Raw genomic sequence first — 20,294 nt, 5'->3', positions numbered from 1 at the left:
AACCGGGATCGAGGTCAACCGTCCGCAACGAATCCCTTTTCTCGCCACACCCATCTCTGTAAGCTTTCGCGCGTATTCCGCCCCGTTGTCGGCCAGCGCTCAGGGATGGCGATGCGCGCCCGGTTGGTACGTTCCTCCCCGCCACGGCTCCGCCGCGCAGCGATCGCCCTCGCCGCCCTTCCCCTCCTGGCGGGCTGCGGCAGCTCCCACCCGTCGTCCGGCGCCCTCAAGCCCGAAGGCTCCTTCGACACCGGTGGCGCCGTCCCCGCGACCTCCGCGCCCGCCCCGTCCGCCGTGCCGACCGCGCAGCTCTACAAGACGGTCCTCCAGCGCTACCGCGACTACCAGGCCGCCTACAAACAGGCGTACGCCACCAACGACCCCGGCGGCCTCCCCGCCGTCGCCATGGACCCCCTCCTCGCCCAACTCACCAAGGACATCGAGTCCACCAAGGCCAAGGGCGAGATCTGGCGGTTCACGAACACGTTCAACCCGCACGTGTACGCCACGTCGAAGGACGGGTCCAAGGTCTACGTCATCGACTGCGTGAACACCCTCGCCGGGTACCGCTACTCCGCCAGGACGGGCAAACGGATCGGCGGCGGCCCAGGCGGCGCGTACATCTACCGGACGACCGTCCAGTACGACTCGGGTACCTGGAAGGTCGCCGCGACCACCCGGGACCGCTCATGCTGACCTCCCGCAGCAAAGGACACAGGATGTCCGTCCACACCCCCGCCGGCCGCCGCGCCCTCTACGGCGCCATCGCGGCCACCACCCTGCTGACCCCGCTCCTCGCCGCCCCACCTGCTCAGGCCGGCGGCTGCGACGATCCCGGCCAGCTCAGCTGCAACATCACGGTCCACGAGCCTGGTTCTCCAGGAGGAGGAGGCGGCGGAACGGGCGGCGGTTCCGGCGGCGGTGACAGCGGCCCCGTCATCGCGCCCGATCCGGTGGGGCTGAATCCGAACGAAGGCGCGGGATTCGTCCAGGTGCCCGGGAACCAGCCCCCGCCGCAGGCCGCGGTGCCGGCCACCGCCGATCTCGTGGCCTCGGCGATGGACACCGCGGCCTTCCCCGTCCCCACCGTCCACACTGCTCCCAAGGGCAAGACGTACGTACGGTTGAACACGTCCCTCTGGGTGGACGGCTTCCACGTGGTGAAGACCGACCCGATCACCAAGGGAAACCAGACGGTGCAGGCGACCGCCACACCGGCGTCGGTCACCTGGAATCTCGGAGAGACCACGAAGACCTGCGACAACGCCGGGAGCGAGAACGGCAAGGCCTGCACCTACATCTACAAGCGGTCGTCCGCCGCCGCACCCGGCGGGTCTTACAAGATCACGGCGACCATCGTCTGGCATGTCGCCTGGACGTGCGTGGGCGCCGACTGCGACGGGCCGGGCGGCGACCTGGCTCCGCACCCGGCGACCTCGCCGCCCACGCCGCTCGTCGTCGGCGAGATCCAGACCACCACGGGCCAGTGACGAGCGTTTCACGCGGCTGGGAGGTGCCCGGCTACGTCCAGATCGAGGAACTGGGCTCGGGAGCACAGGGGACGGTCGTCCTCGCGCGCCACCAGTCGGGCGGCCCCGCAGTGGCGATCAAGTACCTCGCTCCGGACCTGCTGCGGAACACCACCGCGCGGGACGCCTTCCGGGGCGAGGCGGAACTCCTGCGGCGGGTCGTCGATCCTCATGTGGCGAGGCTCTTCTATTACGTCGAGTCGCCGCAGGGAGCCGCGATCATCCTGGAAGCCGTCCCAGGGCGGTCGCTGCGGCGCGTGCTGGACGATCACGAGGAGCCGCTCGCGCCGGAAGCCGCGCTGACGATGTTGAAAGGCTCGCTGCTCGGACTGGCGGCCGCACATGCGGTCGGCATCGTCCACCGCGACTACAAACCGGCGAACGTGCTCGTCCAGGACGACGGGCAGAGCAAGCTGATCGACTTCGGCATCGCCGTCCTGACCGGGCAGGGCGACCATGCGGGGACGCCCGCCTACATGGCGCCCGAGCAGTGGGAGGGCCAGCCCGCCACACCGGCGACCGACCTCTACGCGGCCACCTGCGTGTTCGTGGAGTGCGTCACCGGCAGGAAGCCCTTTCAGGCAACAACGGTCGAGGAGTACCGGACGCAGCACGCGACCGCCCCCGTGCCGCTCGACCAGGTGCCGGAACCGCTGCAGCCACTCGTCCAACGCGGCCTGGCGAAGAGCCCGGCCGAGCGGACATGGAACGCACATGAGTTCGTAGGTGAGCTGGAAGAGATCGCCGTTCGCGAGTACGGACCGGACTGGGAGCAGCGCGGGATCATCGCGCTCGGCGCGGTGGCGGCGACGGTGGGGGCGGCCGTCCCCCTCGCTGCGCTCGGCGGCTCGCTGCTCGCCCACGGCGCGTCGTCCACAGGTATGGGCGCTATGGCCTCAGGTGCCACCGGTCATGCGGCCGGGCTCGTGCACGGCGCAGCGTCGGCGGACTTCGCGGCCAAAGCGGGGGCCTCCACGTCCAAAGGCGTGCTGAGCAAGTTAGGCGGCACCAAGGGAGCGGCGGCCATCGCGGGCGTAGGGGTCGGCGGGGCCATCGCGGCCTGGGTGCTCTGGCCCTCGGGCCCAGGGGTCGGAGGTGCGAGCCACGGCGGGATCCACGCCTACTGGACGCACCCCGGGGTTCTGACGGGGCAGCCGTACATGCCGGCATCCGACACCCCGTACATGGACCTGACCCTCACGGTGAGGCCGGCGCGGATGAAACCGGGCACCACGCTCCGGCTGGTCGAGCAGTTCCGCGCGCGTACGCCGTCCGGCGGCAAATACCTCCCCGGCGGCCGGCGCCAATGCTTCGGAGAGAAGACCAAGCGGACGGACGTCACAGGAAATTACAGCTTCGGATGGAACAGTGACGATCCGGTCAAGGACTACGTCCTGTACTTCTACAAGGTTCCGCCGGCCAAAAGGCATGAGCTTCCCACTGGAACCGGCGCCATCCCGGTGCGGGCCAAGAGCATCATGACCGGAAGGGCGGAGCCGTACGTACCGTCCGAGTGCGCGTTTCTGAGCAGGTGGACGCAGACCTTCACGCTTCGGGTGCCGGGGAGCGATGTCCTGGCACCCGGAAAGTACCTGGTGACACCGATCGGCCCGATGCGGATCACGGGCAAGAGAGCCGGGGTCTCGCAGGAGGCGATGGGCACGGTCAACGAGGGGGCCGCGCCGGTGGTGCGGGTGTTGGGTGGGTGAGGGGACGGGGGCGTGTGGGGGCCGCTGGTAGGATCGCGGCCGATGCGCGGGTGGATGCTGTGACGCACTCAGGGTTCTCGCCAGGCGGACGGGCGACTCGCACACTTCCCCCGCTCCCCCGCGCGGTCGTTCAGACGACAACCGCATAGGAAGCCGCTCGCCCCGGTGCACGCGCGCCGGTGCCGGCCGCCGTCGCCCATCGTCCGCCGCACGTCCACAGTTAGGTTCCCGGTGTTGCTCTCCCCTCAGATCAGCCGCCTGAAGTTCGGGTCGGTGCGTGCCGCGGTGGCGGGCAACCGGTCGTTCTCGGCCTTGCTGGTCGCCGGGGTGGTGCTGCGGGTCTTGGTGGTGCTGGGGTTCCCGCCGACGCTGTGGTTCAACGACAGTTACGACTTCCTGCGGATCGCGGACGGACCGTTCCCGCACCCGCTGCGGCCGTCCGGTTACGGGTTGTTCCTGTGGGCGTTGAAGCCGTTCCACAGCCTGGCGCTGGTGACGGCGTTGCAGCACGCGGCGATCGTGGGGATCGCGGTCGTCGGCTATGTGGCGCTGGTCCGGAACTTCGAGGTGCGGCGGTGGGTGGCGGCGCTGGCGGTGGCGCCGCTGTTGCTGGACGCCTACCAGGCGGAGCTGGAGCATCTGGTCCTGTCGGACACGGTGTTCACCGTGCTGATCCTTGCGGCGATGCTGCTGCTGGCGCGGCCGGGCGCGGCGGGGTGGCGGCGGGCCGCGCTGGTGGGGGCGCTGCTGGGCGTGGCGGCGGTCACCCGGACGGTGGGGGTGCCGCTGTTCCTGATCGCGCTGGTCTACCTGCTGCTGCGGCGGACGCGGTGGACGGCGTTCGCGGCGCTGGCGGCGGCGTTCGTGCTGCCGCTCGGCGGCTACGCGGTGTGGTTCCACTCCGACTACGGCCGGTTCGGGATGACCGGGGTGGACGGGATCTTCCTGTGGGGGCGGACGTCGACGTTCGCGGACTGCGACCGGCACACGCCGCCGCCGGAGCTGGCGCATCTGTGCCCGTACGGGTCGCCGGACGCCCGGCCAGCGGCGTCGCACCAGATCTGGGTGGAGAACTCGCCGACCGGGTGGGTGGACGGGAAGCCGTTCGACGAGAAGACCAACGAGCAGGCGCAGGAATTCGCACTGTGGGCGATCCGTACGCAGCCGCTCGGCTATGTGAAGGCCGTTTCCTACGATTTCTTCGTCCGGACGTTCGCGTGGAAGCGGCACCATTATCCGACGCCCGGGACGGAGGCGCGGTACCACTTCCCGGTGCGCGCGCAGGAGCAGAAGCCGCTGCCGCTGATCGGCGGCGGTGACCGGGTCTCGGTCGTCCGGGAGTACGAGCACGGTTCCGGGAAGACGCATATCGTCGATCCGTTCGCGGGCTGGTTGCGCGCGTATCAGGAGCACGTCTACGTGCGGGGGTCGATGCTCGGCGCGGTGCTGCTGGCCGGGCTCGCGGGGCTGCTGCGGCGGCGTCGGGCGCGCAAGGAGACCGCGCTGCTGTGGGCGACGGCGGTGACGCTGCTGGCGATCCCGCCGGTCACGGTGGACTTCGACTACCGGTACATGCTGCCCGCGATGCCGTTCGCGTGCTTCGCGGCGGCGCTGGCGTGGGGACGGCGGCGCGCGGTGGAGGCGGAGCCGGACGGTGCGAAGGCGTCGCCCGCCGAGCCGGAGGAGGCGGAGGTCCAGCCGGCCGGGGCGTGACCGGGCCCGGCCAGCGGCGAAGATCGGCGGGGGGTATTGCGCCCGCGCCGGGCTATACGTGAGACTCCTTCACATTCTGGCTGAGGGAGGGCCCCATGGCGCGCATCCGGCTCGACGTGCTGCTCGGCGTCCTGGTCCTGGCCGACGTGCTGCGCGTCTTCCTGCCGTCGCTGATCACCCTGGTCGGCAGCGCGGGGTCGACGCCGGCCGAGGTGATGGGCGCGTACGCGGTGTCGTGGTTCGTGGCCGCGTTCCTCACCGTCCCGCTGACCCGGCTGGTCCCGGCGCGGCGGGTGGCGCTCGCCGCCGGCGGGGCGCTGATCGTCGCGCGGATCGTGCTGCAGGCCACCGACGGCGGCGACCCGCAGCTCTACTCCGCGAGCATCGGGCTCCTCGCCGGGCTCGTCTGGCTGGTCGCCACCGCGATGACCGGCGGCGAAGCGGCGCCCGTGAAGACCGGTTTCGTGGCGGGTCTGGCCGCGGCGACGGCGCTCCATGCGGTGATCGAGGGCATCGACCTCGTGTGGCGGACCGGAGTCGCGCCGTGGGTTCCGCTGCTGGTCTACCTCGCCCTGTTCGCCGTCACCCTGGCCCGCACGCCGCAGGCGGAGGGGGAGAACGCCGCGCCCCGGGTGTGGCTGGCCGCCGGGCCGTCCGTCCTGCTCTGGGGCATCTACACCGGCAACCCGGCGCACGCGCAGGCGAGCGCGGGCTGGTCCGGCGGGGTCGCGGCGGCGCTGATCGCCGCGGTGGCGGTGCTGTCGGTGGCGGTGGCGGCGCGTCCCCGGTTCTGGACGCGGCACCCGCTCGTCCCGGCGGCCGGGCTCGTCCTGTCGGCGCTCGGGTTCGCGGCCGGGCGCGCGACGGTCGATGGCGTGCACGGCGTCTCGCCCGGCTGGACGGTCGGCGCGCAGGTCATCGGGCAGTTCGCGCTGGCGGGCTGCCTCGGCTGGGCGGCGCGCACCCCCGGCCCGGACCGTCCCGGACGGCGCGGGACGGCGATGGCGGGCGGCTGGCTGCTGTTCGTCGTGCTGATGTTCGCCTACTACTCCGCCTACGACCTGGGGACGCCGAACCGCTGGGTGCCGGTCGTCACCGCGCTCGGGGTGGCCGCGCTGACCGTCCGGGCGCCTCGCGTAACGGAACCGGGCGGGATCGGCATGCAGGCGGCGGGCGCGGCGGTGGTCGCCGTCGTGGCGGTCGCGGCCGTCCCGTTGTGGCGGGACACCGGGCCGGAGTGGCGGCCGGTGGACGACGGCGGGCTGCGGCTCGCCGCGTACAACGTGCGCATGGGCTACGGCGTGAACGGCACGATGTCCGTGACCGAGCAGGCGGACGCGATCCGCGCGCAGCGCCCGCACGTCGTGGTGCTCAGCGAGGTCGACCGGGCGTGGATGCTGAACGGCGGCCGGGACATGCTGCGGCTGATCTCCGAGCGGCTGGGGCTCCGCGCGTACTGGGCGCCCGCAGGGGACGAGGTGTGGGGCGACGCGGTGCTCACCGACCTGCCGGTCACGTCCGTCCGGAACACGCCGCTGGTGAAGGGCGGCCCGATCGGCGCGCAGGCGCTCCAGGTGGGGGTGCGTTGGAAGGGCCGCGACCTCACGGTGATCTCCACGCACACGCAGCCGCCGGACGGCTGGAAGGACCTCGGCCAGGCCGAGCAGCTCGCCCGCATCGCCCGCGGCGCGGCGCGCGACGGCCGGCAGGTCGTGCTGGCCGGCGACCTGAACCTGGAGCCGGGCAGCGCGCCGTGGCGGGTGCTGCTGGGCGCCGGGCTGACCGACGCGCTCGCGGCCGCCCGCCCGTTCCCGACGGTCCCGGCCGGGCCCCGGTCCGACCAGCAGATCGACCACGTGCTCGTCACTCCGGGGCTGACCGGGCGGGACCAGGCCAGCGAGGCGGTCACCTTCTCCGACCATCGTCCGATCGCGGTCACTCTGGACGTGAAATGAGTACATGAGCGGATATCGCGGGGTCACCCGTGCCCGCGATCATGAGCGCATGCGCCGAATGCCGATCATCCTCGCCGCCGCCGCGCTGGCCCTGGCCGGGTGCGGCGAGACACCGTTCCCGGCGTCCGGCACGACCGCCGAGGACAGGGCCGCCGAGGAGGCGCGGAAGGCCGCGGACAAGGCGGGCGACAGGCTCTACACCTCCCGCGTCCGCCCGGCGCAGGACGTCGCGCACCGCGCCGCCGACCTCGACGGCGTCGAGGTCATGCGGGTGACCGGCAGCTCGACCGCCGGGCCGGGCATGCGGCTCGTGCTCCGCACGTCCGGGACCGGCTCCGAGCCCTGGTCGGCCGACCCGCCGGTCACCGTGACGCGCTGCTTCGCCCTGTCCTTCTCCACGACGACCGAATGGCACCACTACGGGACGCGCGAGGTGGCCTGCCCGCTGGGCGCGCCGCTGACGTTCAAACCGTGGCCGAAGACGCCCGAGATCCCGGACGCGCGGTTGCGGAAGGCGCTTCCGCGCGTCCCGGCCGGCGGCACGGCCGACGAGGCGAAGGTCCGGGCGGCGGTCGCGTCCCTGCGCCTCGATCCGAAGATCGCCGTCGAGATCCGCAAGGAGGGCGACGTGGTGGGTGTTGCGCTGACCGCCAGGCCCGACCCGTCCGTGGACGACGCGCTGGAGTGCACGCTCGCCCGCGTCGCGCCCGGCGGCACCAGCGTGTGGAGCCCGTCCCGGATCCAGCGGATGCCGGGCGAGGGCGGCTGCGGCGCCGGCAACGCGATCGACCCGGCGCCTCCGCCGCACTAGAGGTCGAGGTCGCCGGGGTGCTCGGCGAGGTGCTCCCAGAAGTCCACGTACGCCTGCTCGTGCATGATGCCGAGTTTCAGGACGCGGGCGCGTGAGGTCAGCCGCGCCTCGTCGGACGGGTCGAGCGCGGCACGGCGCTCGCGGTAGGACTCCAGCCAGCGGCGATGCAGCGCGGCCTGCTCGCGGGCCAGCGCGACGACGTCGCCGGGATCGCCGAGGTCGGCGAAGAACAGTTTCAGCTGCGCCGGGTCGCGGGTCTCGATCTGCGGGCCGCCGGGGTCGGCGAGCCAGCGGCGGAGGGCGGCGTGCCCGGCGTCGGTGAGGTGGAACACGCGGCGGCGGCGCCCGCCCTCCTCGGCCTCCTCGCGGAGCAGGCCGTCCTCGGCGAGCCGGGCGGGGATCCGGTAGAGCTGCGCGTGCGGGATCGGCCAGAAATGCTCGACGCTCTCCTCGACGCGCGCCTTGAGCTCGTAGGGCGTCATCGGCCCGTGCCGGGCGATCAGCCCGAGCACCACGCACGCCTGTACGCCGGGTTCCTCCACGCACCCTCCCTCATGCTCGGCCTTGACACCGTCTCAGTGAGACCATATCTTCCATACCATTGAGACGGTATCACTGAGACGATGGGAGCGTGCATGAACGTCCATCCCGAGCTCGCCGGCGTCCTCGCCTCGATGGCGCCCAGGCCGGACGACCCGACCGCCGACATCGAGGCGACGCGCACCGCGTTCAAGGCGCTGATGGCGCCGCTGATGCGTCCCGACGACGGCACCGTGCTCATCGAGGAGACGACCGCCCCCGGCCCGGACGGCAACGAGATCCCGGTGCAGATCCTGCGTCCCGCCGGCGCCGCGCCCGGTCCACTGCCCGCCGTCCTGTACATCCACGGCGGCGGGTTCAGCTACGGCGAACTGGACGGGCCCAGCCCGATGGCGCGGGACGTCTGCACCGAGACCGGCTCGCTCGTCGTGAACGTCCACTACCGGCTGGTGCCCGAGCACCCGTTCCCCGCCGGTTTCGAGGACTGCTACACCGTGCTGTGCTGGCTCGCCGCGAACGCCGCCGAGCTGGGCGCCGACGCGGCGCGGATCGCGGTGGCGGGCGCGTCGGCGGGCGGCTGCCTTTCCGCCGCGCTGTGCCTCGCCGCGCGCGACCGGGGCGGCCCCGCCATCGCGTTCCAGACCCTGCTGATCCCGTGCCTGGACGACCGGCTTGACACCCCGTCCGCCCACCGGATCACCGACCCGCGCCTGACCAACCGAGCCAAGGTCCGCGCGATGTGGGACGCCTACCTCCCGTCCGGTGGCGACGTCTCCCCCTACGCGGCCCCGGCCCGGGCGGACGACCTGTCCGGCCTGCCGGCCGCCTACATCCTGACCTGCGGTCTCGACCCGCTGCGCGACGAGGGCCTGGACTACGCGCGGCGCCTCATGGAGGCCGGCGTCCCGGTCGAGTCGAAGGACGTGCCGGGCGCATGGCACCTGTTCGAGGCGTCCGCGCCGGGCACCACCCTGGCCCGGCGCACCACCCGGCACTGGCTCGCGGCGCTGCGCACCGCGCTCGCCCCGGTGCTCACCTCATGAGCCGAGACGGGCGGCGGCGACCTTCTTCGGGACGACCATCCGCCACGCGTCCATGACCAGCTCGTGCATCTCGGGCTCGTCCAGCGCCCCCGTCCACGCTTCGACCCAGTTGAACCGCAGGTCCGACTCCCCGGGCAGCCGGAACTTGTCCGGCTCCGACGCGACCAGCGCCGCCCGCTCCTCCTTCGGGAACGCGAACCCCATCACCGTCTCGTCCCGCGAGAACGCCACGTAGACGATCGACCCGACGCGGAACTTCACCCGGTCCCTGATGAGGTGCTCCGACGTCCGGGGCAGCGTCACCGCCAACGCCCGCACCTGCTCGACAGTGATCACCGTGTCCTCCTATGGCCAGCGCTCCGCCCCGGAAAGTATGGCCGTCTCCCGGCCCGCACTTGATGATCTTGTTAGATTGGCGGGACGCCGAGGGCCGAGGGGGACGCGGACGTGAACGAGCTGGTGCGCTGGCGGACCGAGCACGGCAGCATCGTCGTCGAGACCGACTCCGCCGAACCGGGCATGCGCTCGGTGGCGCGCGGCGACGGGCTGATCCACGAGGCCGGCGCCAAGTTCGAGGACGCGTTCCAGCACGTCCGGGACGCCGCCGAGGCCGCGCTCGCCGCGCTGCGCGGCGGCGACCTCAACCCCGACGCGGTCGAGCTGGAGTTCGGGGTGAAACTGAACGCCGCCGCGGGCGCCGTCATCGCCAAGACGTCCGTGGAGGGGCACCTGAAGGTCAAGCTGACCTGGGGTGAGCAGAAGGCCGGCGCCGGGGAGGAGTAGGTGGACGACTGGCAGTGGCGCGCGTGGGTCGGGACGCCCGCCCGCGGCAAGCTCGGCGCCGCGTTCCTCGTCACCCCGACCCGGCTGCTGACCTGCGCGCACACCGTCCTGGGCCAGGACGAGGCACGGGTCGGATTCCCCGGCCTGCGCGAGGACCTGCCCGCCAAGGTCGTCGCGCGCGGCGGGTGGCGGCGGACCGGCGACGACGGCGACGTGGCGGTGCTGGAGCTGGCCGAGCCCGTCCCGTACGAACCGGCGCGGCTCGCCGATCCCGAGGACGTCCCCGAGTTGGTGGGCGGCGGACGCCCGCTCGGCGTGTACGGGTTCCCCGCCCGCAGCGACGACAACGAGCGGTACGCCACCGTCACCACCGACCCGCACTGGCTGGTGAAGCGGGAATGGTGGCAGCTGCGGACGGCGCCCGGCTATGCGCTGGAGGAGGGCTACAGCGGCTCCGCCGTGTACGACGCGGCCACCGGAACCGTCGTCGGTATGGTCACCGACGCCGAACTCGGCGACCGCGACCGCGCCGACCTCGGCTGGATGCTGCCGCTCTCCCGGATCCGCACGCACTGGGAGGAACTGGACGACGTCCTGCCGCTGCGCTGGCTCACCCCCGACACCCGCCGCGACCTGCGCCGCCTCCTCGATGGGATCCCGTACACCGGCCCGCTCGCCGCCGACCTCGACCGCGCCGTCGGCCGCCCGCCCCTCGAGGCCTTCCGCTCCGCGTGGGCGTCGGTCCGGTACGTCGCCGAAGGCTGGCCGCTCGACCCCGACCGCCTCGCCCGCCACCTCGCCGCGCTCGGCCGCCACCTGCCCGAACACCGCCGCCGCGAGCTCGCCGCCTGGACCGCGCGGCACCTGCGCCCCGCCCCCGGCGCGGCGGAGGGGGAACCCGCGTCCATCATCGTCCGGCTGGAACGGCTCACCTTCGACCGCTCCTACGACCTCACCGTGCACACCTGGATCGACGGCGCCGAGGGGCCCTCACAGCCCACCGTCCGCGTCCCCGAGAGCGAGGTCCGCGGCGCCGTGCAGGACGCCGTCGCCCGCACCCGCCAGGCCGTGATCGGACGCCGCTGGATGATCGAGTTCGCGGTGCCGGAGAGCTGGCTCGGCAAGCCGTTCGAGCAGTGGTACGTCGACGCCCGCAACAGGATCCCGATGCGGATGTACCCGGTGGTCGTCCGGGACGTCGACCGGCTGCGGCCCGACTCCATCCGCCGCGACCAGGCGCACCAGCGGTGGCGGGTGCTCACCGGGCGCGGCCGCAGCGAACCCCGCCGCGTCGGCTGCGACGCGCCCCGCAAGGGCAGCGCCTTCCACGACTGGCTGGAGGCCAACACCGACTACTGCGTCCTCGTCTACGGCGCCCGCCCGCTGCGGAGCTGGCTCACCGCCGCCCTCAACAACGGCGTCCCCGTCATGCTGTGGCCCCGCACCTCCTGCACCGACGCCGCGCACCACGACTGCCGCGGCCACCGCGCCGCCGCCGCGCTCGCCGCCGCCGTCCGCGGCGCGCCGCCCGCCGACCTGCCCCGCATCGCTCTCGACCTGCGCAAGGAGGCCCTGCAGGCGCCGAAGGACGAGCCGCACTGCGGCCGCGACCTCACCCTGCTGTGGGACGACCCGTCCCGCCTCCCCGACCCGCCGCTCGCCATGGAGGTATAGGTGCCCGACTGGCTGCTCTACACCGGGAACCGTCGCCCCCACGACGGCATCGACCGGCTCCCGCCGCCCCCGCCGTGGCGCGACTTCGACGGCGGCCCCGTCCTGCCCCCGCCCGGCGGCGAATCGGGCAACCGGCACCAGGCCACCACCTACCTGCCGTCGGACGACGCCGTCCAGCAGGTCAACGCCGCCCTGTACCTGCGTCGCCCGCTGCTCGTCACCGGACCGCCCGGCACCGGCAAGTCCACCCTCGCCTACGCCGCCGCCCACGAACTGCGGCTCGGTCCCGTCCTGCACTGGCCCATCACCTCCCGGACCGCCCTCCGCGACGGCCTCTACCAGTACGACCCCCTCACCCGCCTCTACGCCGCCCGCGACGGCGCCGACCCCGTCTCCGACGAGGACATCGGCCGCTACATCCGGCTCGGCCCCCTCGGCACCGCCCTGCTCCCCTACGCCCGGCCCCGCGTCCTGCTCGTCGACGAGATCGACAAGAGCGACATCGACCTGCCCAACGACCTGCTCACCGTGTTCGAGAAGGGCGAGTACGAGATCCCCGAGCTGACCCGGCGCGCCGACCCGTCCGCCGAGGTCATGACCGCCGACGGCCCCGGTGCCCGCGTCACCGTCACCGCCGGGACCGTCCGCTGCCGCGCGTTCCCGCTGGTCGTGATGACCAGCAACGGCGAGCGCGAGTTCCCGCCCGCGTTCCTGCGCCGGTGCGTCACCGTCGAGCTGCGCCAGCCCGCCGGGGAGGCCGAGCTGACCGCGATCGTCCGCGAGCACCTCGGCGACCTCGCCGACCAGAGCGACGACCTCGTCCGCCGCTTCTTCGAACGGTCGACGTCCGGCACCCTCGCCACCGACCAGCTCCTCAACGCCGTCTACCTGTGCCGCCACGCCGGCGCCGCCGACCGCCACACCCTCGCCGACCGCATCATGCGCCGGCTGGCGGGCCCGATCGATGACGATTGACCGGCTGCGCGAGACGCTCGGCGCCGTCTCCGGGGACCCGCCGGACGCGCTGGAACTGAGCGAGATGCTGTGGCTCGCCTGCCACGTCGCGTCGTCCTCGTCCGGGTCGGCGGCCGCCGCTCCGGCTTCGCCGGTCTCGGACGAGGTCGTCCCGCCCGCGGTTCCCCAGCCGGTGGAACCGCCGCCCGCGCGTGCGCCCGAACCGCGCACCGCGTTGCATCCGCATCCCGCCCCTGCCGCGGGCCCCGCGCCGGACGCGGGTTCCGCCTCCGAAGTGCTCGTCCCCACCGCGCCGATGCTGCCCGACCCGCTCGGCGTGCAGCGCGCCCTCCGCCCGCTCAAGCGGCGCGTCCCGTCCCGGCACCGCCGCGAACTCGACGAGGAGGCCACCGCGGCCCGCATCGCCGACACCCGCCTGTGGACGCCCGTCCTCGTCCCCGCCCCCGAACGCTGGCTCACCCTCACCCTCGTCGTCGACACCGGCCCCACCATGCGGCTCTGGCGGCCCCTCGCCCGCGAACTCGCCGAGGTCCTCGTCCGGCAGGGCGCGTTCCACAACGTCACCGTCGCCCACCTGGACACCGCCGGACGCATCACCGCCGGCGGCGGCGCACCGCCCCGCGCCCCCGGCACCCTCCAGGACGCCTCCGGACGCCACGCCGTCCTCGTCCTGAGCGACTGCTCCGGCCCCCACTGGTGGGACGGGCGCGCCGCCCGCGCCGTCCGCCGCTGGGCGCTGAACGGCCCCACGGCCATCCTCCAGCCCCTCGCCGAACGCCTCTGGCGCCGCACCGCCGCCCCCACCGCACCCGGCCTCGCCGTCCTGCCCCGCCCCGGCGGGCCCGACACCGGCCTGCGCTTTGCCCCGTTCGACGGCGGCCTGGCGTCCGGCGTGCCCGTGCCCGTCCTGGAGGTGTCGCCCCGGTGGTTCGGTGCGTGGGCGCGGCTCGTGTCCGGCTCCGGGCCGCAGCCCACCGCGGTCACGTTCCTTCCGTCCCGGCCCTCGCCGTCGGCGCCCGTCCGGCGGGAACGCGAACTGCCCGTCGCCGAACGCGTCCGCCGCTTCCTCGCCACCGCCTCCCCCGACGCCGCCGAACTCGCCGCGCACGTCGCCGTCTCCGTCCCGTCGCTGCCGGTGATGCGGCTCATCCAGCACGGCGTCCTCGGCGGCTCCGACCCCGGCCGGCTCGCCGAGGTCCTGCTCAGCGGGCTGCTCCGCCCGCTGGACGACGTCCGCTACGAGTTCGTCCCCGGCGCCCGCGAGGCCCTCCTCGACACCCTCCCGCGCCCCGAGGCCCAGCACACCCGCCGCGTGCTGGAGGCCGTCTCCGCCGAGATCGAACGCCGCGCCGGCGGCACCGCCGAGACCTTCCGCGCCCTGCTGCCCGCCGACGGCGGCCCCGTCACCCTCACCGCCGACACCGACCACTTTGCCCTGGTCCGCACCGGCCTCCCCACACCCGTCCGGGCACCCGCCCCCGCCGCCCCGAACCTCCTCGACCTCCTCGACACCCCCGTCGACGACCTGATCGGCGAGGGCTGGAACGGCCCTCCACGCCCTACGCCCATCGGCGTGGACACCAACGGCGAAACGGTCCGGCTCGACGTCCTGCGCGGCGCCCCCGATTGGCCACACGGTCTGATCGTCGGCCCGCGCGCCGATCGCGACCGCGTCCTCCGAACGATCGTGTTCAGCCTGGCGCTCGTCAGTTCCCCGCACATGGTCACCTTCGCGTTCGCCGACTTCTCCCAGGACATGTCGTTCGTCGGCCTCGGTGGGCTCCCCCACGTCGCGTCCGCGGTCCACGGCACCGCAGCGCGGCTGCTGGACCTGTTCCTCACCGCCCTCGAGGACGAGCGGATTCGCCGCGAGGCCGCCATGGCCGAAGAGCCCGCCGGGGAAGCCTTCGCCGCCCTCGTCGTGTTCATCGACAGTGCGGAGGCCTTGCTAGACGAGCGGCCCGAACTGCGCGAATCCCTGGTCCGCTTGTGTGAGGAAGGTCCGGCCCAAGGAATCCGGTTCGTCTTCTGCTCGTCTGCGGATGCCGATCCCCTCATCACCCCGCGATGGCGGATCACGGTCCCCGGCCCAGACGGGGATGGCACCGCGAGCCTCCTGACCAGCACGGATAGCACACCGACGATCTTCCGTCACGCTATCGTCACCGCCGCCGAGGGGATGAGGCTCACGGAGCGCATGCAGGACCGCGGCATCCGCGCGACCAGACTCCCCTGGCCCGACGAGCCGAACCCGGACCCGCAGGCGCCGACCGACACCCTCGTCTCCTCCGAAGACGACGCGATGGCCGATGTGCTGGCCTTGAACGGAGCCGGATCTCCCGAATCGTTCCTCAACACATGGGGAATGCCCCGGTCCACTTCGCGGCAGCCTGCCATCGGATACGACGTCTACGATGGCAGCGAAGTCACACTGACCGCACTCGACCTATCGATGGACATATCCCATGGACTGGTCTTGGGCGATATGTCAGAACGCCGACACATCCTGCGCACCCTTGCCCTCGCGCTCGCCGCACGGTACTCGCCTCGCGACGTGAACTTCATCTTCTCAGGACTCGCAGAGCACCCACTGGGCGAGCCACTCGACCTGCCGCACGTTCAGTTCTCCGTTGGAGGTCTGCTCGCCAGAACAGAACAGGCGTACGAGTTCATCGACCTCCTGTCGAGGGAACTGGACCGCCGATCGCGACACGGAGAGGCCGGGCGCCTGCCACGTCTCGTCGTGATGGCGGACGTGACGCCGATCGCGGCCGGCAGGCCGGAACTGAGCGAGATGATCCTCAGCCTCATGCTGGAGGTCGCCCAGCTAAGCAGGACTCACGGCATACAAATGATCATCGCGTCAAGGCTGGAGAACACTGCCGCCTGGGCGAGCTTCCTCCCGCTGCTCACCTGGCGCATTGCCGCGAACCGACTTCCATCCGACGAGTCCCGGCTGGTCCTCGGCCGGGCGAACCTCCCGTTACCCGGGGCGGGCCAAGCGGCCTACATCGCCGCGGGCAGCGACGCCCCGCGCCCGTTCATGCCGGCACCGCTTCCCCGAGAGACCGCGGTCGACGACTTCATCGACGACGCGACCCACGCAGCGCAGTCCATCCCGTACGACCTGCCATTGGAGAAAAAGGTTCTCCGATTGCGCAACTGCGTGCGCGAGTTCGAGGAACTGGCCGACCCCTCTCTGCGAACGACCATGCTGAGCTTGGCCGCCATGGAGGAAGCCGCACTGCCGGTCGACCTGGATCCCCGCCACACTGTGTTCGAAGGAACCTATCATCCGAGGATGACAGAGGCGGCACGGCTGTACGGGCGAATGCTCGCCAAAATCGGAATGCTGCGGCATGGCAATGTGTCACAGGCATTCTGGCGAGACCTGCACACGAGCTGGCCATCGATATCCCGAGAGGCCGCCGGCGGGATATTGCTCATCCAGGACGCCGATGAATTCTCGGACGCGACCGCCAGAGCCGTGGTCACCAATCTGGTCTTGCGGCTCTCGTCCACGGAGCAAAGCGAGCCCGTGGTGGCCGTCCTCTGCGGCACGAGCCCCCGGCTGCGGTCGCTGCTCGCCATGGAACCCGGCCTGGGCGAGCTCTTTCAACGGTTCGTCCCCTTCCCCGAACCGACCGAAGAGCCCGCGCCCGGGCGACCCGGGTCGATCGCGCGGGACGAACTCGCTACGGTCGCGGACGACCGCGTCCGGATCGGTGTCCACGTCAGGACGGACGAACCGGTGATGCTGGACTTCCGGCGGCGACCGCATCTCGCCGTCTACGGGAGGGCCGGAACCGGCAAGACGACCGTGCTCCGCATCGTCGTCGATGCTCTCCTGCGGAGGTCGGGGACGCCGCTCTTCGTGATAGATCCGTTCGGCGGGCTCCGCGAGCCGGCGTTGTTCGGGCTTGACGCGCACCTGTCCCAGCCGAAGACGTACGCGGCGACGTCCTCCCAGATCAGGTACCTGATCCGCGGGCTGGCCGCGACGCTCGGCGAGTCGACACGAGACGTGTTCCTCGTGATCGATGACCAGCACGTCGTGGAACCTGCCTTGTTCGCGCCGCTCCACCCCCATATCGGACGGGCGGGACGGCTGCACCTCGTCATCGCCCGCGCGGGCGTGCGCACCGGGGACGAGCCGGATCCGCTGCTCGCGCTGGGGCAGCCCGGGTTCGCGAGCCTGCGGATGGGGGTGACCGGACCCGACGGGCAGGCGGTCCCTGGGAGCGGGGTCCTGGGGCAGGGCGCGGACCACGTGATCGTCCAGGTCGACCGGCCGGACTGAGGGATATTGGATCGGGCTGTCCATAACGTGTTAGGGTCGGGGCATGGCGAGGCCGCGGAAGTTCGAGGAGGAGCGGGCGGTGGAGGCCGCCATGCGGGCCTTCTGGGAGTCGGGGTACGAGGCGACGTCGACGCAGGAGCTGTGCGCGGCGACCGGGCTCGGGCGCAGCAGCATCTACAACACCTTCACCAGCAAGCACGACCTGTTCACGCGGGCGCTGGCCCGGTACATGGAGATCAAGACGGCGAACGTCGTCGGGGCGCTGGAGGACGTGGAGCGGCCGGTCCGGGAGCGGCTGCGGACGGTCCTCGGGTGGGCCGTGCGGAACGAGGGCGACGACGATCCGGCCGGGTGCCTGGTGGTGAACACGACGATCGAGCTGGCGCCGCGCGATCCGGACGTCGCCGGACGGCTCGCGAAGGACCAGGAGAAGCGGCTGGCGGCGCTGCGGGCGGCGATCGAGGCCGGGCAGCGGTCCGGCGAGATCGACGCGGGCCGGGACGCGGAGGCGCTGGCGCACTTCGTCATCGCGGCCATCAGCGGCCTGCGGGTCGCGGCGCGCGGCGGCGCGGACGAGCGGACGCTGGAGGCGATCGCCGAGACGGCCCTGGCGGCGATCTGAGGCGGGCGGCCGCACGGCCGCCCTTTTTCACGGGCAAGTTTTGAACTGTTCGATCCAATATGGAGGTGACCGATGCCGCTGGCCGTCTATGTCCTGGGACTGGCGATCTTCGCCCAGGGCACTTCGGAGATGATGCTGGCCGGGCTGCTGCCGCAGATGTCGGCGGACCTCGGCGTGTCCGTGCCGGACGCGGGCCTGCTGATCTCGGCGTTCGCGGTCGGGATGCTGGTGGGCGCGCCGGTGCTGGCCGTCCTCACGCTGCGCTGGCCCCACCGCCGGTCGCTGCTGGCGTTCCTGGCGCTGTTCGCGCTCATGCACGCGGCGGGCGCGCTGACGCCCGGGTACGGGGTGCTGTTCGCGACGCGGGTGGCCGCGGCGTTCGTGTACGCGGGGTTCTGGGCGGTCGCCGCGGCGGCGGCGATCGGGCTGGTGCCGGCGAACGCGCGGGGCCGCGCGATGGGGATCGTGGCGGGCGGGCTCACCCTCGCCACCGTCCTCGGGCTGCCCGCCGGGACCGTCCTCGGGCAGCACCTCGGCTGGCGGGCGGTGTTCTGGGCGGTCGCGCTGATGTCGCTCGCGGCGATGGCCGGGGTCGCGGCGACGGTCAAGGGCGGGCGCCCGGACGAGGCCGCGCCGCGCCTGCGGGCGGAACTGCGGGCGATGGCCAGGCGGCGGCTGTGGCTGTCCTACGCGACGACGTCGCTGGCCATGGCCGCGCTGATGGTCATCTTCAGCTATCTCGGCGCGATGCTGGAGGACGCGACGGGCATCCCGGAGCGGTGGGTCCCGGCCGTGCTCGCGCTGTACGGGGCGGGCTCGCTGATCGGGATCGCGTTCGGCGGCCGGATCGCCGACACCCGGCCCATGGCGACGCTCTACGGCGGGATCGCCGGACTCGTGGTGGTCTCTGTCGCGCTGGCGCTGACGCTCGGCTCGCCCGTGCCGGCCGCGGTGCTGGTGTTCCTGCTGGGCCTGTTCGGGTTCGGGATCAATCCGGCGCTCAACTCGCGGGTGTTCGCGCTGTCGGACGCGTCCCGGACGCTGGTCGCGGCGACGAGCACCTCGGCGTTCAACGTGGGCATCACCGTCGGGCCGTGGCTGGGCGGGCTGGCGCTGGGCGCGGGCGCCGGGTACTCCGCCACCGCGTGGATCGGCGCCGGGCTGGGCGTCGCCGCCCTCGCCGTGGTGGCGGTCGGGCACGAACGGCGGCCCGTCCCGCGCGAGAGCGAGGCGCGGGTCACCGCCGAAGCGGCCGTCGACGCGTGAACGAGCGGGCCGGCGCGGGACGTCCGCGCCGGCCCGCCAGGCGGAACTACCAGCGGCACTGCGGGGCGTGGAGGCCCCAGAGCGCGCGCTTGCGCGGGTACTCGGCCAGCGTCCAGACGAGGTGCTGGGCGCGGTCGCAGCTCAGGTCCTCGGGACCGTAGGAGATGGTCCGCTTGGACAGGTGCCGCCAGCCGTGTCCGCGCTGGTCGGCCTGCAGCATCGTGCCGCGCTTGGACCCGTGGCTCTGCGTGAACCACCAGTGTCCGTGCGACCGGACGCCGCCCTGCATGCGGTCGCCGGGCAGGCTCGCGACCCAGTCCGGGTAGGCGACGCCGTCGTGCCCCGCGACGATCCCGGTGCCGTTGCGCAGCGGCCACGTCGCGACGCGTCCGCGCGGCTCCTTCTCCTTGCAGTACTCGCCGGCGATCAGCGACGGGTTCCGCGTGGTGCGGTCGACGGACATCCACGACACGCGGGGCGCGCCGTGGGCGGCGCACTTGGCGCCGGCCCAGCCGTGGGAGTACTGCCAGCTGCCCGTCTGCGGCATGACGTACCGGTAGCCGTGCCCGTAGTACTTGCCGCCGTCCAGGCCGACCCGCTCGGCGTGCTGCGTCGATCCGTTCCGGCTGCGGCCGAGGTCGTAGATCTGCCGCATGTCGAAGACGCGCAGCCCCGCGCGGGTGTCGGCGACGTAGAGCTTGTCGCCGAACCAGGCGATGCCGCCGGCGTGCAGGGCGATGTCGCTGTAGGAGACCTTCCCGCTCCTGATGACCGGGTAGACGAGCAGGACGTGCCGGTAGGTGCGCCGGTCGGGGTTCACGAACGTGAGCCGGACGGCGCCGTGGTTGTGCCAGGAGACGAGGATCGGGCGGCCCGCGCCCCACCGTCCGTCGACCGCCGCGTCCGAGACCGTCGTGACGCCCTGCGGATACCACTTTCCGGTCGCCGAGTCCTGCTCGTCGAAGCAGTGGACGCGCGAGCCGGCGGGCACCTTGGCCGCGCCGCCGCAGCCGCTCGCGAGGTGCCGCTGCCCCGAGCCGTTGATGAGCGCCTGGACGCCGCTCGTGGCGAGCCTCTCGCCGAGGGCGCGCAGCGGACGGTCGAGGTTCGCGCCGCGCCGCAGACCGAAGTCCGCCTTGCGGGGCGCGCCGGCCCGGTCGGCCGACGCCCCCGCGGCGGACGCCGCCGCGGGTACCGGTTGGACGGCGGCGGGGACGGCCGCCACCAGCGCGGCCAGCGGGACGCCGGCCGCGAGGGCGGTGACGGCCGCCCGCCGCCCGCTCACACTCCGTTTCATGATCATCACGCCCGACGATCTTTCCGGCGCCGTCTCGCGGAAAACCCCGGGAGCCGTCGACGGAAGGGCAAATGACC

16 protein-coding genes are annotated in these 20,294 nt (G+C 72.8%); 13 read left to right on the top strand and 3 right to left on the bottom strand.

From position 1 onward, the window contains the following. Nucleotides 1-111 precede the first annotated feature (111 nt). From QP089_RS25515 to QP089_RS25490, 6 genes are all read left to right on the top strand, one after another. Complete coding sequence (locus tag QP089_RS25515) at nucleotides 112-696, top strand: hypothetical protein (protein WP_285914591.1); 585 nt, start codon at nucleotides 112-114, stop codon at nucleotides 694-696. Between the two features lie 23 nt (nucleotides 697-719). After that, nucleotides 720-1,490: a hypothetical protein gene (locus tag QP089_RS25510; protein WP_285914590.1), complete on the top strand. Its 771-nt coding sequence runs from the start codon at nucleotides 720-722 to the stop codon at nucleotides 1,488-1,490. Continuing rightward, nucleotides 1,487-3,238 (top strand): serine/threonine-protein kinase, encoded by a 1,752-nt coding sequence (locus QP089_RS25505; RefSeq protein ID WP_285914589.1) that lies wholly within the window; start codon nucleotides 1,487-1,489, stop codon nucleotides 3,236-3,238. The genes QP089_RS25510 and QP089_RS25505 overlap by 4 nt, the downstream gene beginning before the upstream one ends. A 234-nt stretch (nucleotides 3,239-3,472) precedes the next feature. Beyond that, the gene (locus tag QP089_RS25500) at nucleotides 3,473-4,951 is read left to right on the top strand and encodes a hypothetical protein (protein WP_285914588.1); all 1,479 of its coding nucleotides are present in this window, start codon (nucleotides 3,473-3,475) and stop codon (nucleotides 4,949-4,951) included. 95 nt (nucleotides 4,952-5,046) lie between these two features. Continuing rightward, entirely contained in the window at nucleotides 5,047-6,906 is a 1,860-nt protein-coding gene (locus QP089_RS25495; RefSeq protein ID WP_285914587.1) for an endonuclease/exonuclease/phosphatase family protein, read from the top strand. Between the two features lie 49 nt (nucleotides 6,907-6,955). Then, nucleotides 6,956-7,717: a hypothetical protein gene (locus QP089_RS25490; RefSeq protein ID WP_285914585.1), complete on the top strand. Its 762-nt coding sequence runs from the start codon at nucleotides 6,956-6,958 to the stop codon at nucleotides 7,715-7,717. On the opposite strand, the gene QP089_RS25485 is transcribed toward QP089_RS25490, so the two are convergent. Beyond that, the gene (locus QP089_RS25485; RefSeq protein WP_285914583.1) at nucleotides 7,714-8,259 is read right to left on the bottom strand and encodes a PadR family transcriptional regulator; all 546 of its coding nucleotides are present in this window, start codon (nucleotides 8,257-8,259) and stop codon (nucleotides 7,714-7,716) included. The genes QP089_RS25490 and QP089_RS25485 overlap by 4 nt on opposite strands. A 93-nt stretch (nucleotides 8,260-8,352) precedes the next feature. Here QP089_RS25485 and QP089_RS25480 point away from each other — a divergent pair, with 93 nt between their 5' ends. Next, complete coding sequence (locus QP089_RS25480; protein ID WP_285914581.1) at nucleotides 8,353-9,300, top strand: alpha/beta hydrolase; 948 nt, start codon at nucleotides 8,353-8,355, stop codon at nucleotides 9,298-9,300. Here QP089_RS25480 and QP089_RS25475 read toward each other — a convergent pair. Then, on the bottom strand, nucleotides 9,295-9,636 hold the full coding sequence (locus QP089_RS25475) for an MmcQ/YjbR family DNA-binding protein (RefSeq protein WP_285914580.1): 342 nt from the start codon (nucleotides 9,634-9,636) through the stop codon (nucleotides 9,295-9,297). The genes QP089_RS25480 and QP089_RS25475 overlap by 6 nt on opposite strands. Nucleotides 9,637-9,747: 111 nt before the next feature. Between QP089_RS25475 and QP089_RS25470 the strand changes: the two genes are divergently transcribed. From QP089_RS25470 to QP089_RS25445, 6 genes are all read left to right on the top strand, one after another. Continuing rightward, nucleotides 9,748-10,083 (top strand): CU044_2847 family protein, encoded by a 336-nt coding sequence (locus QP089_RS25470; RefSeq protein ID WP_285914578.1) that lies wholly within the window; start codon nucleotides 9,748-9,750, stop codon nucleotides 10,081-10,083. After that, nucleotides 10,084-11,757, top strand: coding sequence for a VMAP-C domain-containing protein (locus tag QP089_RS25465; RefSeq protein WP_285914576.1), 1,674 nt, complete (start codon nucleotides 10,084-10,086; stop codon nucleotides 11,755-11,757). After that, nucleotides 11,758-12,732, top strand: coding sequence for an AAA family ATPase (locus QP089_RS25460; RefSeq protein ID WP_285914574.1), 975 nt, complete (start codon nucleotides 11,758-11,760; stop codon nucleotides 12,730-12,732). Further along, nucleotides 12,722-17,032 carry an SAV_2336 N-terminal domain-related protein gene (locus QP089_RS25455; protein WP_285914572.1) on the top strand — a complete coding sequence of 1,437 codons (4,311 nt, stop codon included), beginning with the start codon at nucleotides 12,722-12,724 and terminating at the stop codon, nucleotides 17,030-17,032. The genes QP089_RS25460 and QP089_RS25455 overlap by 11 nt, the downstream gene beginning before the upstream one ends. Nucleotides 17,033-17,075: 43 nt before the next feature. Continuing rightward, nucleotides 17,076-17,654, top strand: coding sequence for a TetR/AcrR family transcriptional regulator (locus tag QP089_RS25450; RefSeq protein WP_285914570.1), 579 nt, complete (start codon nucleotides 17,076-17,078; stop codon nucleotides 17,652-17,654). 72 nt (nucleotides 17,655-17,726) lie between these two features. Further along, on the top strand, nucleotides 17,727-18,920 hold the full coding sequence (locus QP089_RS25445) for a Cmx/CmrA family chloramphenicol efflux MFS transporter (RefSeq protein WP_285914568.1): 1,194 nt from the start codon (nucleotides 17,727-17,729) through the stop codon (nucleotides 18,918-18,920). Nucleotides 18,921-18,966: 46 nt separating this feature from the next. Here QP089_RS25445 and QP089_RS25440 read toward each other — a convergent pair whose 3' ends face one another. Beyond that, on the bottom strand, nucleotides 18,967-20,223 hold the full coding sequence (locus QP089_RS25440) for an LVIVD repeat-containing protein (RefSeq protein ID WP_285914566.1): 1,257 nt from the start codon (nucleotides 20,221-20,223) through the stop codon (nucleotides 18,967-18,969). Nucleotides 20,224-20,294 lie beyond the last annotated feature (71 nt).

It is taken from the genome of Actinomadura opuntiae (assembly GCF_030283205.1).
GTDB lineage: Bacteria > Actinomycetota > Actinomycetes > Streptosporangiales > Streptosporangiaceae > Spirillospora.
The sequence above is the reverse complement of the archived record's forward strand: the minus strand, read 5'-3'. Positions and strand labels throughout refer to the sequence as shown.